Raw genomic sequence first — 15374 nt, forward strand, 5'->3', positions numbered from 1 at the left:
AGTGGCTTAGATGAGCGGTCAAATGTTCAAGGTAGAAATCGTTACGCGTCCGGCTAAGTTTGAAACATTAAAACAGGAACTCGGTAAAATCGGAGTCACATCGCTGACCTTCTCCAACGTACACGGCTGCGGCCTTCAAAAAGCTCACACCGAACTGTACCGCGGAGTCAAAATTGAAAGCAATGTGTATGAACGGCTGAAAGTGGAAATCGTTGTCAGCAAGGTCCCCGTTGATCAAGTGGTGGAAACGGCGAAAAAAGTGCTGAAAACGGGAGAGCCCGGAGACGGCAAAATATTCGTCTATGAAATCGGAAACACGATTAATATCCGCACCGGAGAAGAAGGACCAGGAGCTTTATAAACAGACAGAACGCCCGGAGACAGAAATATCCCGGGCGTTTTTTCTCGCTTCATTAAAAAGAAGAAGCCTTTTTTTCATGCGGGGCAGGACGCTTATGCCGTACGGTTTGTTTTTTCGCATATGTACTGATATTGACCAGTATGCCGCACAAAAACAGCGTCATAATCAATGAAGAACCGCCATAGCTGATAAACGGAAGCGGCACACCCGTAACCGGGAGGAGTCCGCTCATCGCTCCCAAATTCAAGACAACCTGAAACATTAATTGAAACGTAATTCCGATGGCAAGAAGCTTCCCGAACGGGTCATCAGCCCGCACGGCCGTTTTTACGCCGAGAAGCATTAACGCAAAATATAATCCCAAAACGATCAGAACACCGAATATCCCCAGCTCTTCACTGATCACGGCCATAATGAAATCGGTATGCGCCTCAGGCAGATAGTTCATTTTTTCAACACTGTTTCCAAGCCCTCTTCCGAAAAACCCGCCTCCGGAAATAGCAAAATAGGATTGAATCAGCTGATAGCCGTCCCCGTTCGCGTCACCAAACGGATTGGTAAAGGAAACGAGGCGCTTCACACGATAGGAAGCAGAAAATGCGAGATAAACAACCCCCGACACCGCCGTCGCGCCGAGCACGAACAGATGGCGCTTTTTCAAGCCGGCACATAATAAAATCGACCCGCACGCCGCCAGGATTAAGGAAGCCGTCCCTAAATCAGGCTCCGCCAAAGTCAGCAGAAAAGCGGTCCCCAAAATCACTAAAGGCGGCAGAACCCCTTTCACAAATTGATGAATGTACGGCTGCTTTTTCGTATAAATCGAAGCGAAATACAAAATCATGGCGATCTTCGCCAATTCAGACGGCTGTACGACAAGCGGGCCCGCTCCCAGCCACCTGCGGGAAAAATTCCGCTCCAGCCCGATTCCCGGTATCAATACGAGCAGCAGCAATACCAGCGAACCGACCACAAACAGCGGTACAAGCCGCGCATACCGCTTATACGGCAGACAGGCGGCAAATAGAAATAAGCATAATCCGATCAGTAAAGAGGCACTTTGTTTATGGAAGAAATAGGATGGATCTCCGTACCGCTGAGACCCCATCACATCACTGGCGCTGTACACCATTAACAAGCCGAATCCGCAAAGCAGCATAATGACAAACACAAGCGGCAGATCGGCGTTTTTCAAACGTTTCAGCAACGGACAAAACTCCTTCGGCTATTCTTTTCCCGCATACTTGACGCACAGTAATACAGTCACGTTTCATTCTGTTTACTTTTTTATGATTATTTTTAATACCAATTGTGTCTCATAGAAAAAAGCATTACACTGTTCATATAAAATAAAGATAAAAGGTGATATTTGTGAATTACGAACTATTTAAAGCGATCAATGGTTTGTCGCACCATAGTGCCATTCTCGACTCTATCATGGTATTTATAACGGAATACGCCATTTACGCCTACGCCCTTTTCCTGCTTGCCATGTGGCTGTTCGGAAGCACAAAAGGCAGACAAAACGCCCTGTACGCGGGCTTCACGGGTGTTGCGGCGCTTATCATCAACTACCTCATCACGAAAGTCTATGTCGAGCCGCGCCCCTTTGTCGAGCATACGGTTCATACGCTGATCCCTCATGCCGCGGATGCTTCATTCCCGAGTGACCATACGACAGGCGCTTTGGCGATTTCAATTGCGATTCTGTTCCGCAACAAAAAACTCGGCTGGCCGCTTGTGATTTTCGGCCTTTTGACCGGCTTCTCAAGAATTTGGGTCGGCCATCATTATCCGATCGATGTGCTCGGAAGCATTATCGTTTCCCTCATTGTCGGATTCCTGCTGTTCAGATTTTCAAATGTGCTTCGTCCGATTGTCGATCTGATCGTGCGAATCTATGAAAGTATCGTTCATAAAAGCAAATCGACAAACCATAATATATAAAAAAAAGCCGGCGTCTGTCACAGACTGCCGGTTTTTGTATGTTTGGCTGTATGCTTTTTCCTTTGTAAAGCACAGAATGCGGCAATGCCGAGACTGTCAATCAGCACATCGCGGAGGCATCCGTTTCTGCCGAAAAAGAGCTGGACGATTTCTGTCAGGAAAGCGGCGGCCAATGCATACAGCACCGCCCTCTTCATGCGCCTGCGCTCCCTGAAAAACAAATAGGCGAGCACAAAAAATGAAAACGCGTGCCCGAGCTTTTGAATCGCCGCTTCCGGTATGGCGAGCTCCGCCATATCGAACACAAAGAAACCGGACACATCCGGATGGGACGTGAAACGGAAGGACACCGTCTGCGACACAATCATATCGTGAAAGCTTTCAGTCAAAGCAGAAACGAAAACAAAGACGAGCCACCCGGCCGCCAGACATTTATTCATTCAGCATCTCCTTCGTTTTCTATTAGTATAAAGGCACATGCAGCAATATGAAAAGCGCCTATCAGAGCTGATAGACGCTTTGGGATCAAGATTACTTGCCCGAATCTTTCATTGAGCCGTCATCTTTACCATCTGTCTTGTCTTTTGTGCCGTCTTCTTTGTCACCTGGTTTTTCTTCGGTTTCTTTTTTAGGCGTCACATCTTTTTTCTCGGAAGACTGCTGAATTGACCCTTCCGTTTCTTCTGTCACAGCGTTTTTCTCTTCAGCCGCCGCTTTTTCAATAGATGTTACCGGCTTGTCCATAAAATTGAGCGGGTTCATCGCTACGCCGTCCTTGCGGATTTCAAAGTGCACGTGATTTCCGCTTTCTTCACTGTAAAGATTTTTTCCGGATTTACCGATGACCTGGTTCTGCTTTACTTTGTCGCCCTGGTCCACGCTGACTTCAGATAAAGACTGATAGACAGTAGACAGGCCGTCTGAGTGTTCAATTTCAACCACATACCCCAGTACCGGGTCTTTAGCAGCTTTAACAACCGTACCGCTCAGAGAAGCAGAAACATCAAATGATTTTCCGTCTTTCTCAGCTAAGTCAATTCCTTTACTGAGGCTGTACGTGTTATTATAGTTAACAAGTGCTGCTTCTTTCTCTTTTTTTGCGGCATCAGATTCGTAAAACTTTTTCACAACAGAAACATTTTCAGAATGAGCAGCCGGCATTGCGACGTTTTCCATTGACTTGCCTACTTCGACGGCATCGTCTTTGCCGCTGTCATACGCGGAGTTTCCGCCGTTGTTCGTCAGATTGTCCTTCACATCATTCGAAACGGATTGATACCAAAGGACAGCTGTTAAAATGACGGCCGCACTGACTAAGTAGATTGCAGGGAATATCCAGCGTTTGCGAAAAAACCGCTGAAGTTTTTTGACTTGAGAAGTTTTCTTTTCTTCCTCTCTCATTTGTTCATCACCTCAGCAACATTCTGAACACTTTTCTGAAAATATATACACATCCATAAAAAACTTTTTTGGAAGTAGTATGTGCAGATTGCACTTAATTATGTAATGAAATGTGAAGGGAGATCCCGGAATATGAATTTAACCCTGCGCAAAGCCGTATTGGAGGATTTAGATGCGGTGGTGGCCATATACAACTCGACGATTGCCTCACGAATGGTAACGGCTGATACGGAAGAAGTGACGCCCGCAGACCGGATGGATTGGTTTTTGCGGCACACGGACCGGCGCCCGCTGATGGTCGCGGAAGATGAAACCGGCAAAGTGGCGGCCTGGATCAGCTTTGAAACGTTTTACGGCCGTCCGGCCTATGACAAAACGGCGGAGATCAGCATCTATCTGCATCAGGATTGCCGCGGCAAAGGAGCAGGAAGCTTTCTGCTGAAAGAAGCCCTGGCACTCGCTCCGGCAATCGGCATCCGCAGCCTGATGGCTTTTATCTTCGGACATAATGTGCCGAGCATTAAGCTGTTTGAAAAATTCGGTTTTACCGAATGGGGCGTATTCCCGGGTATCGCCGAAATGGACGGAAAACGATATGACTTGAACATTTTAGGGAGAGAACTGTCATGATCACCATCGATAAAGACAAAGACGAAAACCAGCCGCTCAATAAAAAAGCCCGTTCCCTTGCCGACATCGCCAAATGGGGAAAGATCACCGCCGTGTTTCTGATCATCACAGGTTCTCTTTCCGCTCTGTCAGCCATTGTGACGCTGCTCGGAGCCATTCCGGGTGTTCTGCTCATCATTTCCGGCGTCATGCTGATGCGCTCGGCAAAAGCGGCTGCCGCCCTTCAGGAAGGGCTAGAAGAAAACGCGGAAGAAAATATGCTTGCACATTACGCGTCATTTATCAAAATGCAGTTTTTTTACGCGGCATCCAGTGTGGTACTGGGCATTCTCGCTTTTATTTTAGTCGTCATCTTCGCTGTCATCGGAATTATGGCTTATTACAGCACTGATACGTATGACACGCCTGATTCATATTACTATGAGAACGATCCTGTATTTGAATGACAAAAAGAGCTGATCGCGCGTCAGCTCTTTTTTAATAAAGCATTTCTTTTTTCCGGTCTTCTTCCGTTAAAAATTCAATAAAGCTCTTCATCGCAGACGGCTCCTCGGCAATCAGCCGGGTATAGGCGCTTTTCCGTTCCTCGGACAGAATATCGCTTTTTCTGATTCTGTTCAGCATATAAAGACGGATCGTTTTTTGCACCTGTTTCCGCTGATAGCCGGCTTCCTTAAAAAACGCAAGACCCAAAGCCGCAAGGAGGGCAAAAATGCCGGCCGATACGAGAGCTCCTCTCCCGGAAGGGGCCTGAATCAAAAGCGATGCCAGATGAAACAGACTAAAAGCGGCGAGCGGGAAAGCAAGAAAACGGTAAATGATGCTTTTTTTCATCAGCGGCGCGATGGCGATTTGTATTTTCTGAATTTCTTTTTTTATGAATCCCGGCAATTGTTCCGCATGCTCCAGCTTCATGCCCTCTCCCCTTTGCTGTCATTTTTGTCTTCTTTTTCATATATGCATATTTTACCGCACCCGGAACTTTCTTTGAAAGAAAACTGCACTCATCTTTGATTCCGGCTCTTTATTCTTTCAAAATGTCAATGTTATAATTTGAAATGGGAATCAGATTGCTGCACTTGTCGGAATACTAATGGGCACAGTCTTGATAAATATGATATAGCGGGGTTGCAAAGTGAGCATTTCATTTATTTTATTCGGATTTTTTTTCGTTTTAAATATACTTTTGGCCGTCATCATGATTTTCAAAGAAAGACGCGATGCCAGCGCTTCATGGGCTTGGCTCTTGGTTCTTTTTTTTATTCCCATTTTAGGGTTTATTTTATACCTGTTATTCGGCCATAACCTGAGACGCAAGCACCTGTTTCAATGGGAAGACCGTAAAAAAATCGGAATAGAAAAGCTGCTGAAGTTTCAGCTGAAAGATCTGAAGTCGAGGCAATTCCAATTTAACAACAGGGCGACTGTGGATAATAAAGACCTCATCTATATGCTTGTCATGAACAACCACGCAGTCTTTACAGAGGATAATTCGGTGGAGATTTTAACGGACGGGCGCGATAAGTTCAAACGCTTAATGAAGGACATTTCCAACGCAAAAGATCACATTCACCTTCAATACTATATTTATAAAGGTGATGAACTGGGAAAAAAATTGCGCGATGCCTTAGTGAAAAAAGCACGGGAAGGCGTAAAAGTCAGAGTGTTATATGATGAACTCGGTTCAAGATCACTCAGAAAAAAATTCTTCAAACCGCTGCGGGACGCCGGCGGCCATGTGGAAGTCTTTTTTCCTTCCAGGCTTCGTCCGATTAATTTGCGGCTCAATTATCGGAATCACCGCAAGCTCGTCATCATTGACGGCGAAACCGGCTATGTCGGCGGCTTTAACGTCGGAGATGAATATCTCGGGCTGAATCCGAAATTCGGCTACTGGCGCGATACGCACCTCAGACTTCAAGGCACGGCGGTACACGCCATTCAGACACGGTTTATTCTCGATTGGAACCAAGCTTCCCATCACCATACGCTCACTTACGTTCCGAATCATTTTCCGGAATGCGAGCCGAAGGGCAATGTCGGGATGCAGATTGTCACGAGCGGACCGGATTCAGAATGGGAACAAATTAAAAACGGCTATATCAAGATGATCTCAACGGCCAAACGGTCGATCCTGATTCAGACGCCTTACTTTATTCCTGACTCAAGTCTTTTGGATGCCCTCAGGATCGCCTGTCTGTCAGGCATTGACGTCAAAATCATGATTCCGAACAAGCCGGATCACGCTTTCGTTTACTGGGCGACTTTATCTTACATCGGCGATCTTTTGAAAGCCGGAGCCTCAGTCTACATTTACGATAACGGCTTTATTCATGCAAAAACAATTGTCGTCGATGATGAGACGGCTTCAGTCGGTACGGCGAATATCGACGTCAGAAGCTTCAGACTTAATTTTGAAGTCAACGCCTTTATTTATGACGTCACCATCGCGAAAAAACTCATTTCCTCATTTAAAGAAGATCTGCTCGTCTCCAGAAAATATACGTATGAAGAATATCAGGAGCGTTCGCTGCGGATCCGCATTAAAGAATCGATTTCAAGGCTTCTGTCGCCGATTTTGTAATTCCCGGGATGTTTCTCGGGAATTTTCTGATATAAAAACGGACACGGCTTGAAAAAACACATTTTATATTCAAAAGAATGACCGAATAGTGTATAAATGAAAAGTGAGTATTTTTTTGTAAAGGAGTGCCATAGTTTGAAACCTGAATCAGTGAATCGTTCGCTTATTTCTATTTCGAAATGGGGAAAAGCGACAGGTATTTTGTTTATTATTATAGGCGCGTTTGCGGCGCTTTCGGGCGCGTTTTTCTTTTTAATCGGAGCCATTCCCGGCGTTCTGCAGATCATTGCCGGCATTTTTCTGATGCGCTCGGCAAATGAAGCGGGACAGATGGCGGCGCAGTTCAATGAACTGACAGAGGAACATATGCTGGAGAATTATGCAAAGTTCGTGAAAATGCAGGGGATCTATCTGATCGTGACGGTCGGCTTGTCCGTTCTCGGTATCGTTCTTTTCATTGTCCTCATGACGCTCGGCATCGTGGACGACGCGTTTAATAATATTGATGCCAATACATATTAAAAAGGAAAATCCCGGCGCATCCGCCCGGGATTTTTTCTTATTCCGCTTCTCCGACAATGGTAAAGTTTTTCTGCTTTGGATTTGCCAATACGGCGGCGAACAGCATTGACGCTGTATGCAGATATTCTTTCGACAAAAAAGTTTTTTCAAATAAAACGTTTCCTCAGAGTTTCAACTGAAATCACTCAGTTCTGCGAAATAAGGCTATGGCGGTACAAGACCACTCATCATACAATTTTTTGGGTCTTTGTAATTAAATTACAATTGTTCTTAATATTCACCCATGTATTCATGCTATTATATTGAAAGGAACGATCAAAAGCGTTGGCGTTCGTTAAATATTTACGAGTGCTGCCTCATGTCAAAGTCAGAAAAAATAGTATAGGAGGTAACATATGTTTAAGTTTAAAAAGAAATTCTTAGTGGGATTAACGGCAGCTTTCATGAGTATCAGCATGTTTTCGGCAACCGCCTCTGCAGCTGGCACAGATTACTGGCAAAATTGGACTGACGGGGGCGGGACAGTAAACGCAGTCAATGGCTCTGGCGGAAATTACAGTGTTAATTGGTCAAATACCGGGAATTTCGTTGTTGGTAAAGGCTGGACTACAGGCTCGCCATTTAGAACAATAAACTATAATGCCGGAGTTTGGGCGCCGAACGGCAATGGATATTTGACTTTATATGGCTGGACGAGATCGCCCCTCATCGAATATTATGTGGTGGATTCATGGGGTACTTACAGACCTACCGGAACGTATAAAGGTACTGTAAAGAGTGATGGAGGTACATATGACATATATACAACGACACGTTATAACGCACCTTCCATTGATGGCGATAACACTACTTTTACGCAGTACTGGAGTGTCCGCCAGTCGAAGAGACCGACCGGAAGCAACGCTGCAATCACTTTCAGCAATCATGTTAACGCATGGAAGAGCCATGGAATGAATCTGGGCAGTAATTGGGCTTATCAAGTCTTAGCGACAGAAGGATATAAAAGCAGCGGAAGTTCTAATGTAACAGTGTGGTAACAGCTCATCTCTAATGAGGGGCAGCTAACGGGCTGCTGATCGTTCCTTGAGAAATTTTATAATGATTGTGAAGAGGCGAACGGTTTTGGCATTACCGGAGGCAGGATATTCTCCATCAGTTTTTTTAGCGCGTATTAAAATAAGAGTTCCGTCTTTTTTTGGTAACCCGCTTCCAACAGACACCTTCACATAAGCCTTAAGCAAAATAAAAATATCCCGGTTACCACCTCCTTTAGTTTCAGAGGTTTTCTTCATTAAACAGATCGCAATCCCCGCATCCAGGCTTGTCTGAATATGGAGCCAAAACCGTGATTTCCTCATTATCCATTGTAACCATTTTCGTTACACGTCTAGCGGCATGAACCCATCTCTTTTTAACAAAAGAGATGATTCATTACATCATAAAGGGACTTGCTCGCAAGTTCATTCTCCATTGCCCGCTGTACGCTTCCGAACGTCTCATCGAGCGCGCGCTGAATATTTTTGCCGACCGGACAGTCGGGATTCGGATTGTCGTGAACCGCAAAAAGCTCTTCCTTATTCTGCACCGCCCTGTAAACCTCTAAGAGGGTGATCTCCGACGGATCTTTTTTCAGGCTGGCTCCCGGAACACCCGCCCGGGATGTCAGAATACCCGCTTTTTTCAGCTGGCTGATCGTTCTCCGCACTACGACGGGATTGGTGTTTACGCTGCCCGCAATCATGTCCGATGACGCCCGTTCATCCGTTGAGATCAGCGATAAAATGTGAATGGCCACAGCAAGACGGCTGTTAATCATGTTTTTCACCACCATTGTAACCAAAATAGTTACATTTCATTTGTTTGTCAACTACTAATATACACTAAAACGGGCGGCAGGATGAAATCAAGTTGGCAATAGAGGGTAAACAGGCCGGCGGGAAACCGGCCGGAGAGGGATTAAAATAAGAAATAACGCTGTCCTAGCGGAACATAGCTGACGGGCTGGCATGCCAGCTCTTCTCCGTCGGCGAACACCTGATAGGTTTTCGGATCGACATGTATATTCGGCATCGCGTCATTCAGCTTCATGTCGAGCTTACTCAGCTTACGGATATTCCGTACGGGAGAAATCATTTTTTCAAGGCCGAGCTTTTCCGGCACACCGTTTGCGATACCGGCCTGGGACATAAATGTAATAGAGGTATTGCGGTTTGCTTTACCGTATGATGCGTACATCTGCCGCATAAACACGGGCTCAGGCGTCGGAATGGAAGCATTCGGATCTCCCATCTGGGCGCGGGCAATCATGCCGCCTTTGAGCACAAGTTCAGGTTTGACGCCGAAGAAAACCGGGTCCCATAGTACGAGGTCGGCGAGCTTTCCTTTTTCAACGGAACCGACTTCATGGCTCAGACCGTGAGTGACAGCCGGGTTGATCGTGTATTTGGCGATATAGCGTTTGGCGCGCACATTGTCATTGCTGTTTTCTCCCGATAGAGCGCCGCGCTGTTTTTTCATTTTATCGGCCACCTGCCATGTCCGGATAATCACTTCTCCCACCCTGCCCATCGCCTGCGAGTCAGATGACGTCATGCTGATCGCGCCGATATCGTGCAGAATATCCTCCGCCGCAATGGTGGCCGCTCTGATGCGTGAATGACTGAACGCCACGTCTTCAGGCACTTTTGAATCTAAATGATGGCAGACCATCATCATATCAAGATGCTCGTCCATCGTGTTGACGGTATATGGAATCGTCGGCGTCGTAGAGGACGGCAGGATATTGGCGTAAGATGCGAGTTTCATAATATCCGGTGCATGGCCTCCGCCGGCTCCCTCTATGTGATATGTATGGATAACCCGGTCGCCGATCGCATCAAGCGTATTTTCTAAAAAGCCCGCTTCATTTATCGTGTCTGTGTGGATCGCCACCTGAATGTCCGCCTCATCCGCTGCTTCCATGCAAGCTTTAATGGCGCTTGGCGTTGATCCCCAATCTTCATGCAGCTTCAGGCCGATTGCGCCTGCTTCCACCTGCTCGATCAGCGGCGCTTTATCGGATGCATTTCCTTTTCCTAAGAAACCGACATTGATCGGAAACTCCTCGGCCGCTTCAAGCATTCTCGACATGTACCATGCACCGGATGTACAAGTCGTCGCTTTACTTCCCGTCGCAGGACCTGTTCCGCCGCCGAGAAGCGTAGTCACGCCTGAAGAAAGCGCGACTTCCATCTGCTGCGGGCAGATAAAGTGGATATGCGTATCCACCCCGCCGGCCGTTACGATTTTCCCTTCGCCGGAAATGACTTCTGTTCCGGCACCGATAATCATGTGCGGGTCCACCCCATCCATCATATCAGGGTTGCCGCTTTTCCCGACGCCGACAATCCGGCCGTCCTTCACCCCGATATCCGCCTTGACGATTCCGGTATAATCCAGGATGACGGCGTTTGTAATGACCAGATCAAGCGCTCCGTCTTTCCCGGTGATACGCCCGTTCTGCCCCATGCCGTCCCGGATTGTTTTCCCTCCGCCGAAAATCATTTCTTCCCCGTAATTCGTGAAATCTTTTTCGACTTCAATCCATAAATCCGTATCTCCGAGTCTGACTTTGTCTCCCGTTGTCGGTCCGAACAGTTCTGCGTATTGCTCACGCGACATTTTCATCGGATCGCCTCCTCCATCCATCCGGCTTTTTTAAGATTTGACAGCGTCTTCTCTTTTCCCCGCTCATCCATGTACGTATCGGCCATGCCGTTGAGACCTCTGACCGTTTTTCGCCCTCCGATTTCCACGAGCGTGACGGTTTTCTCTTCTCCCGGTTCAAAACGGACAGATGTGCCTGACGGGATATCAAGGCGCATGCCGATGGCTTTGTCCCGATTGAAGGAAAGGGCGCCGTTGGCTTCGGCAAAATGAAAATGCGATCCGACCTGCACTGACCGCGTTCCGTTATTGGTGACTGACACCTCCAGCGTCTTCCGGCCTTCGTTAATGGTGATGGTCCCCTTTGCGACTTGAATCGCTCCCGGCTTCATGACTTCACCTCCGCTTTGATCGGCTGATGAACGGTGACAAGCTTAACCCCGTCCGGGAACGTCGCTTCCACCTGAATGCTGTCCAGCATTTCCGCAACGCCTTCCATAACGTCTTTTTCAGTCAATACATTGCGGCCGGATTCCATCAGCTCAGCAACGCTTTTTCCGTCTCTCGCGCCTTCCATCAGATAACAGGTCAAATATGCGGCGGCTTCGGGATAATTCAGCAGAACGCCGCGCGCCTTCCGCTGCTTAGCGAGCTCTCCCGCCGTAAAAATAAGCAATTTTTCTTGTTCAACCGGTGTCAGTTTCATCTGTATTCCCCCTTAGTGATAGTCAAACACAATCCGCATGGTCAACCGAAACGATGCAGGCGGCCGCCACCCCCTTCACCTCATGAAATGTTAAGTGATAAAAGTTATTCGACAGTGAACGGCCCGATTCCTTTTGCAGAAATGACCGATTTCTCATTTTTTTCTTCAACAAACGTTTAATTAAATGTGAAGAAAGGTTACATTCTTTGTGAATATTATAAAGAAATCGCCGGGGAATTTATAGAATATTTAAAAATTTAGTGAATATTAACCAAACGAACTGGAATTTTTGTCATTTCTCATAACAAAAAGCCCAAAATATTTTGGGCTTTTGCTGTGTTTCACGATCAAATTAATCATCACTGAGTTTATCTTTCGTTTTACCGACACCCTTTTGCAGGCTGCCTTTCGCTTTGTCTTTTTTCCCTTCCGCTTTTAAGTCGGACTTGTTTGCCATGTCGCCTGCTTTGTCCTTTGCTTCCCCTTTCATTTTGTTCATGCCGCCTTTTACTTTGTCTTTTAAACCGTTATCTTCACTCATGATCTCTTCAGCTCCTTTTGTTTTTGTGTACTTGTTTTCTTCCCTTTCAGCCTGATAGCAAACATTTCAACTCTCAATTATTGATTTCACAGCGTTCCCCGTAGCGGATCACTTTGTAAACGGCCAATCCGTCTGACAGCTTATTATCCCCGTATTGCACGGGCAGAAGAGCAAAGAAAACATAATAAGTCGAAAAATAGACAAATTGGTAAAAAAATAAGTTTGGCTCTAGGAAATCTTTTATGATCAGCAGATTTATTAAAAAGATAGAAGCGAGATTAAACAGACAGCCTCCGGAATAGACGAGCGCGCTCGTCAGTCGGTTATCTATCCGCAATTCGCCGAACTTGCAGAAAGAATCTATGAAGTAGATACGCCGAACCTGAATCGGCCCTACTTTTAAAAGACGTTTCCCCATTCCGATATCCAACGACGCCTTGCCTCCGAACAGCATGGCCATAAAGCTGTGTCCCGACACATGGATGACAGACACCATCGGGAGAATGATGAGAAATGAAACGAAAAACTTTATCATATCATTAAATCCGAACAACAAATCCCTCCTTCCCATCGTACTTTTTTCCCTCTTTTGCGATTTTTCCGATTTTTTCTATGATCAAACGTCCTGATGTGCATAAAAAAATAACCATCTGCTGATCAGATGGTTAAGAAAAATTATATATCGTATAAACACTGTTCTTTTTGAATGTTTTCTCTCATGCGAATCGCTTTTTCATAAAAATACGCCGCTTCTTTATATTGCTCATGTGCGCTTGTGTAAACGGCGGCCTCCAAGGCGAAATCTTCAATATACACATACAGCGATTTTTCATTCATATAGTCAAACACTTCATGGATTAAATCCATATTGAGTGACTCCAAATAAAGCGCTTGTAAAAACTTATACTTCTCTAAACTGAATCGGTCGCCGCGTTCTTTCGCGATCATGATCCCTCTTTCATAATAGGTGAGGGCCGCTTGGTCATCATGCAGCCTGAAAAGGGTGTGCGTTAAGCTGAACAGCGCCTTCGGAAGCTGTTCAAGCTGATGCTCTTCAAAAACGGGAACCGCTTTTCTAAAGTACCGGGCCGCTTCATCCAGATCCCGCTTTTCAGCATAACAATTCCCCAGATTGTAAAGCGAAGACCCGATCAGGCGGGGCTGTCCTTCAAGCAAAGAAAGGCGGAGGGCTTCGTCTAAATGCTCAAGCGCTTTGTCGTAGTTTTTGCAGTCGATGTAGTTTCCTGAAATGACGAAATGGCATTGAATTCTCCGCACTCTGTAAAAATCGTGTTTCATATACGTATCCAGCGCCTGAATCCCGTGATTCATGGAAAAATGAGTCTGCTTCATGACGTAAAACACTTCAGACATCTTGAAATGGAATTCCGCCCTCTCTATATCATCCTCGACAAATGAAAGGAGTTTTTCCGCTTTCCGGTAAAAAGAAATAGCCGCAACATAGTTATTGTGATCGAATTCATACATCCCTCTGAACAAATGGAAATAATACTCAGACAGTCCCGATATGCTGTCCGTGCTTTCGATCGTCTTTTGCAGCTCGCTGTACTGAATCTGTGATTGTTCGGTGCATTCCGGCTTGACGTAATCAAGCATAATATGATGGCGGTAGCTGATCAGCTGATAATATAACAGCAGCAGCTGGTCTTCCTCCATACGTTGTATATCCTCATCAATTTCCTCTTTCAGCTTTATGGCATCAGCCGCTTGAAACGCTAAAATGTGCTTGTACCATTTGTTGATCTTGACTCCAACTTGAGATGACGGAATCTCGTATGCGGTCATGCCCCTTTCACAACCTTTTCTAATTTCTATTGGTTATATTTTAACATATTGTATGGCTTTGGAATTGCATAACTTGATTGTCCTGCATCAAAATTCCTATCATATATTTCGGCTGTTACCGGTATTTTTTGAACAGACCGCTCTCATAATGTGAATAAAAAAGCCTGCCCTTGTCCGGGCAAGCTTTTCTTCATCCGCCTATATAAGACATTTCCACTTTCTTTTTTCCATCCGTTTTAGAAAGCGCGCGGTCAATTGAATACTGATCCGTGCGATTTCTCCAAACAGAAGCGATGGATTCCGTCAATTCATCATCGGTCAGACCGCCGCGCACGAGTTTCCGAACATCATAGCCGCTTGAGGCAAACAGGCACGTAAACAGCTCGCCTCTCGCCGACAGGCGCGCTCTGTTGCAGGAGGCGCAGAATGCATCCGAGACGGAGGAAATCACGCCGATTTCGCCGGAACCGTCAAGATAGCGGAACCTGGAAGCGACCTCTCCTTTATAATTCGCTTCTATCGGCTCCGTCGGCATGTGCTGGTTGATCAGATCAATAATTTCGGCCTTCGTGATCACGTCTTTTTTATTCCATTGATTCGTATTGCCTACATCCATAAATTCAATAAACCGGAGAATATGACCCTTTTCTTTAAAATAGCGGGCCATCGGCAGGATATCTTTTTCATTGACGCCCTTTTGAACAACCATATTGATTTTCACACCGAGTCCGGCCGCTTTTGCCGCCTCAATGCCCTCAAGCACCTTGTTCACCGAAACGCCGCGGCCGTTAATGGCCTTAAACCGCTCATCCTCTAAAGAATCGAGGCTGACTGTCACTCGATGCAGCCCCGCCTGCTTCAGTTTTTCCGCGTACACGGGAAGCAGAGAGCCGTTTGTCGTCATCGCGATATCTTTAAGTCCGGGGATGCGCGCAAGTTTTTTGATCAATTCAGGCATATCTTTTCTCATGAGCGGCTCTCCGCCCGTCAGCCTGATTTTTTCAACGCCGAAGCGGCCGACAAACAGCTTCGCAAGCCGCTCAAGCTCCTCGAAGGAGAGCAATTCCGTCTTTTGTAAAAATGGATAATCCGGTCCGAATAATTCGGCTGGCATACAGTACGTGCATCTGAAGTTGCAGCGGTCGGTTACAGAGATACGAAGATCCCTGAGCGGCCTTTCCTTTTTGTCTGTCACCCGGCGCGTTTCTGTATTCATAAGCCCAAGACCCCT

At 46.3% G+C, this 15374-nt stretch carries 20 protein-coding genes; 7 read left to right on the forward strand and 13 right to left on the reverse strand.

The features are described 5' to 3' along the window. Positions 1–10: 10 nt before the first annotated feature. Positions 11–361, forward strand: coding sequence for a P-II family nitrogen regulator (locus HAP68_RS17135; protein WP_003151222.1), 351 nt, complete (start codon positions 11–13; stop codon positions 359–361). A 52-nt stretch (positions 362–413) separates the two neighbouring features. Here the strand turns inward: HAP68_RS17135 and ftsW are convergent, their stop codons facing one another. After that, positions 414–1568 carry a putative lipid II flippase FtsW gene (gene ftsW / locus HAP68_RS17140; protein WP_003151221.1) on the reverse strand — a complete coding sequence of 385 codons (1155 nt, stop codon included), beginning with the start codon at positions 1566–1568 and terminating at the stop codon, positions 414–416. A 164-nt stretch (positions 1569–1732) separates the two neighbouring features. On the opposite strand from ftsW, the gene HAP68_RS17145 reads away from it, so the two are divergent. Then, positions 1733–2308: an undecaprenyl-diphosphatase gene (locus HAP68_RS17145; protein WP_003151220.1), complete on the forward strand. Its 576-nt coding sequence runs from the start codon at positions 1733–1735 to the stop codon at positions 2306–2308. A gap of 17 nt (positions 2309–2325) precedes the next feature. Here HAP68_RS17145 and HAP68_RS17150 read toward each other — a convergent pair whose 3' ends face one another. Then, the gene (locus HAP68_RS17150) at positions 2326–2748 is read right to left on the reverse strand and encodes a VanZ family protein (protein ID WP_014305992.1); all 423 of its coding nucleotides are present in this window, start codon (positions 2746–2748) and stop codon (positions 2326–2328) included. Between the two features lie 91 nt (positions 2749–2839). Further along, the gene (gene spoIIQ / locus HAP68_RS17155) at positions 2840–3709 is read right to left on the reverse strand and encodes a stage II sporulation protein SpoIIQ (protein WP_017418752.1); all 870 of its coding nucleotides are present in this window, start codon (positions 3707–3709) and stop codon (positions 2840–2842) included. A gap of 132 nt (positions 3710–3841) precedes the next feature. Here spoIIQ and HAP68_RS17160 point away from each other — a divergent pair, with 132 nt between their 5' ends. Together HAP68_RS17160 and HAP68_RS17165 are read left to right on the forward strand one after the other, a co-directional pair. After that, positions 3842–4339, forward strand: a complete 498-nt coding sequence (locus HAP68_RS17160) for a GNAT family N-acetyltransferase (protein ID WP_014305994.1) — start codon at positions 3842–3844, stop codon at positions 4337–4339. Then, entirely contained in the window at positions 4336–4785 is a 450-nt protein-coding gene (locus HAP68_RS17165; RefSeq protein ID WP_003151216.1) for a DUF5362 family protein, read from the forward strand. Before HAP68_RS17160 ends, HAP68_RS17165 begins: the two co-directional genes overlap by 4 nt. A 31-nt stretch (positions 4786–4816) precedes the next feature. Here HAP68_RS17165 and HAP68_RS17170 read toward each other — a convergent pair whose 3' ends face one another. Beyond that, entirely contained in the window at positions 4817–5254 is a 438-nt protein-coding gene (locus HAP68_RS17170) for a DUF5392 family protein (protein ID WP_007614328.1), read from the reverse strand. A 220-nt stretch (positions 5255–5474) separates the two neighbouring features. Here HAP68_RS17170 and cls point away from each other — a divergent pair, with 220 nt between their 5' ends. The 3 genes from cls to xynA all read left to right on the forward strand — a co-directional run bounded on the left by cls (position 5475) and on the right by xynA (position 8482). Beyond that, on the forward strand, positions 5475–6923 hold the full coding sequence (gene cls / locus HAP68_RS17175; RefSeq protein ID WP_003151210.1) for a cardiolipin synthase: 1449 nt from the start codon (positions 5475–5477) through the stop codon (positions 6921–6923). Positions 6924–7058: 135 nt separating this feature from the next. Continuing rightward, positions 7059–7445: a DUF5362 family protein gene (locus HAP68_RS17180; RefSeq protein ID WP_003151208.1), complete on the forward strand. Its 387-nt coding sequence runs from the start codon at positions 7059–7061 to the stop codon at positions 7443–7445. 395 nt (positions 7446–7840) lie between these two features. Further along, the gene (gene xynA / locus HAP68_RS17185) at positions 7841–8482 is read left to right on the forward strand and encodes an endo-1,4-beta-xylanase XynA (protein ID WP_003151206.1); all 642 of its coding nucleotides are present in this window, start codon (positions 7841–7843) and stop codon (positions 8480–8482) included. Between the two features lie 24 nt (positions 8483–8506). Here the strand turns inward: xynA and HAP68_RS19580 are convergent, their stop codons facing one another. The 9 genes from HAP68_RS19580 to moaA form a co-directional block, all read right to left on the reverse strand. Then, on the reverse strand, positions 8507–8737 hold the full coding sequence (locus tag HAP68_RS19580; RefSeq protein ID WP_223203781.1) for a hypothetical protein: 231 nt from the start codon (positions 8735–8737) through the stop codon (positions 8507–8509). Between the two features lie 119 nt (positions 8738–8856). Continuing rightward, positions 8857–9261 carry an Rrf2 family transcriptional regulator gene (locus HAP68_RS17195; RefSeq protein WP_003151203.1) on the reverse strand — a complete coding sequence of 135 codons (405 nt, stop codon included), beginning with the start codon at positions 9259–9261 and terminating at the stop codon, positions 8857–8859. A 140-nt stretch (positions 9262–9401) separates the two neighbouring features. Continuing rightward, entirely contained in the window at positions 9402–11111 is a 1710-nt protein-coding gene (ureC, locus tag HAP68_RS17200; RefSeq protein ID WP_024085908.1) for an urease subunit alpha, read from the reverse strand. After that, positions 11108–11482, reverse strand: a complete 375-nt coding sequence (gene ureB, locus HAP68_RS17205) for an urease subunit beta (RefSeq protein ID WP_003151199.1) — start codon at positions 11480–11482, stop codon at positions 11108–11110. The genes ureC and ureB overlap by 4 nt, the downstream gene beginning before the upstream one ends. Then, positions 11479–11796, reverse strand: coding sequence for an urease subunit gamma (ureA, locus tag HAP68_RS17210; protein ID WP_003151198.1), 318 nt, complete (start codon positions 11794–11796; stop codon positions 11479–11481). The genes ureB and ureA overlap by 4 nt, the downstream gene beginning before the upstream one ends. A gap of 352 nt (positions 11797–12148) precedes the next feature. Further along, positions 12149–12337 (reverse strand): CsbD family protein, encoded by a 189-nt coding sequence (locus tag HAP68_RS17215; RefSeq protein WP_003151197.1) that lies wholly within the window; start codon positions 12335–12337, stop codon positions 12149–12151. A 73-nt stretch (positions 12338–12410) separates the two neighbouring features. Then, positions 12411–12890, reverse strand: a complete 480-nt coding sequence (locus HAP68_RS17220) for a hypothetical protein (RefSeq protein WP_003151196.1) — start codon at positions 12888–12890, stop codon at positions 12411–12413. A 122-nt stretch (positions 12891–13012) separates the two neighbouring features. Further along, complete coding sequence (locus HAP68_RS17225) at positions 13013–14143, reverse strand: response regulator aspartate phosphatase (RefSeq protein ID WP_003151195.1); 1131 nt, start codon at positions 14141–14143, stop codon at positions 13013–13015. Between the two features lie 190 nt (positions 14144–14333). Next, the gene (gene moaA / locus HAP68_RS17230) at positions 14334–15359 is read right to left on the reverse strand and encodes a GTP 3',8-cyclase MoaA (protein ID WP_014306000.1); all 1026 of its coding nucleotides are present in this window, start codon (positions 15357–15359) and stop codon (positions 14334–14336) included. Between the last annotated feature and the right edge of the window lie 15 nt (positions 15360–15374).

This window comes from Bacillus sp. Bvel1, from assembly GCF_014872755.1.
Taxonomy (GTDB): domain Bacteria; phylum Bacillota; class Bacilli; order Bacillales; family Bacillaceae; genus Bacillus; species Bacillus velezensis.

What these genes read in the sequence shown, in the direction of transcription:
- HAP68_RS17170 (WP_007614328.1), bottom strand. Translation starts at nt 5,254, where the DNA reads ATGAAGCTGGAGCATGCGGAACAATTGCCGGGATTCATAAAAAAAGAA.
- moaA (WP_014306000.1), bottom strand. Translation starts at nt 15,359, where the DNA reads ATGAATACAGAAACGCGCCGGGTGACAGACAAAAAGGAAAGGCCGCTC.
- HAP68_RS17165 (WP_003151216.1), top strand. Translation starts at nt 4,336, where the DNA reads ATGATCACCATCGATAAAGACAAAGACGAAAACCAGCCGCTCAATAAA.
- ureC (WP_024085908.1), bottom strand. Translation starts at nt 11,111, where the DNA reads ATGAAAATGTCGCGTGAGCAATACGCAGAACTGTTCGGACCGACAACG.
- ureB (WP_003151199.1), bottom strand. Translation starts at nt 11,482, where the DNA reads ATGAAGCCGGGAGCGATTCAAGTCGCAAAGGGGACCATCACCATTAAC.
- ureA (WP_003151198.1), bottom strand. Translation starts at nt 11,796, where the DNA reads ATGAAACTGACACCGGTTGAACAAGAAAAATTGCTTATTTTTACGGCG.
- HAP68_RS17225 (WP_003151195.1), bottom strand. Translation starts at nt 14,143, where the DNA reads ATGACCGCATACGAGATTCCGTCATCTCAAGTTGGAGTCAAGATCAAC.
- spoIIQ (WP_017418752.1), bottom strand. Translation starts at nt 3,709, where the DNA reads ATGAGAGAGGAAGAAAAGAAAACTTCTCAAGTCAAAAAACTTCAGCGG.
- HAP68_RS17150 (WP_014305992.1), bottom strand. Translation starts at nt 2,748, where the DNA reads ATGAATAAATGTCTGGCGGCCGGGTGGCTCGTCTTTGTTTTCGTTTCT.
- HAP68_RS17160 (WP_014305994.1), top strand. Translation starts at nt 3,842, where the DNA reads ATGAATTTAACCCTGCGCAAAGCCGTATTGGAGGATTTAGATGCGGTG.
- HAP68_RS17215 (WP_003151197.1), bottom strand. Translation starts at nt 12,337, where the DNA reads ATGAGTGAAGATAACGGTTTAAAAGACAAAGTAAAAGGCGGCATGAAC.
- HAP68_RS19580 (WP_223203781.1), bottom strand. Translation starts at nt 8,737, where the DNA reads ATGAAGAAAACCTCTGAAACTAAAGGAGGTGGTAACCGGGATATTTTT.
- HAP68_RS17135 (WP_003151222.1), top strand. Translation starts at nt 11, where the DNA reads ATGAGCGGTCAAATGTTCAAGGTAGAAATCGTTACGCGTCCGGCTAAG.
- xynA (WP_003151206.1), top strand. Translation starts at nt 7,841, where the DNA reads ATGTTTAAGTTTAAAAAGAAATTCTTAGTGGGATTAACGGCAGCTTTC.
- HAP68_RS17195 (WP_003151203.1), bottom strand. Translation starts at nt 9,261, where the DNA reads ATGATTAACAGCCGTCTTGCTGTGGCCATTCACATTTTATCGCTGATC.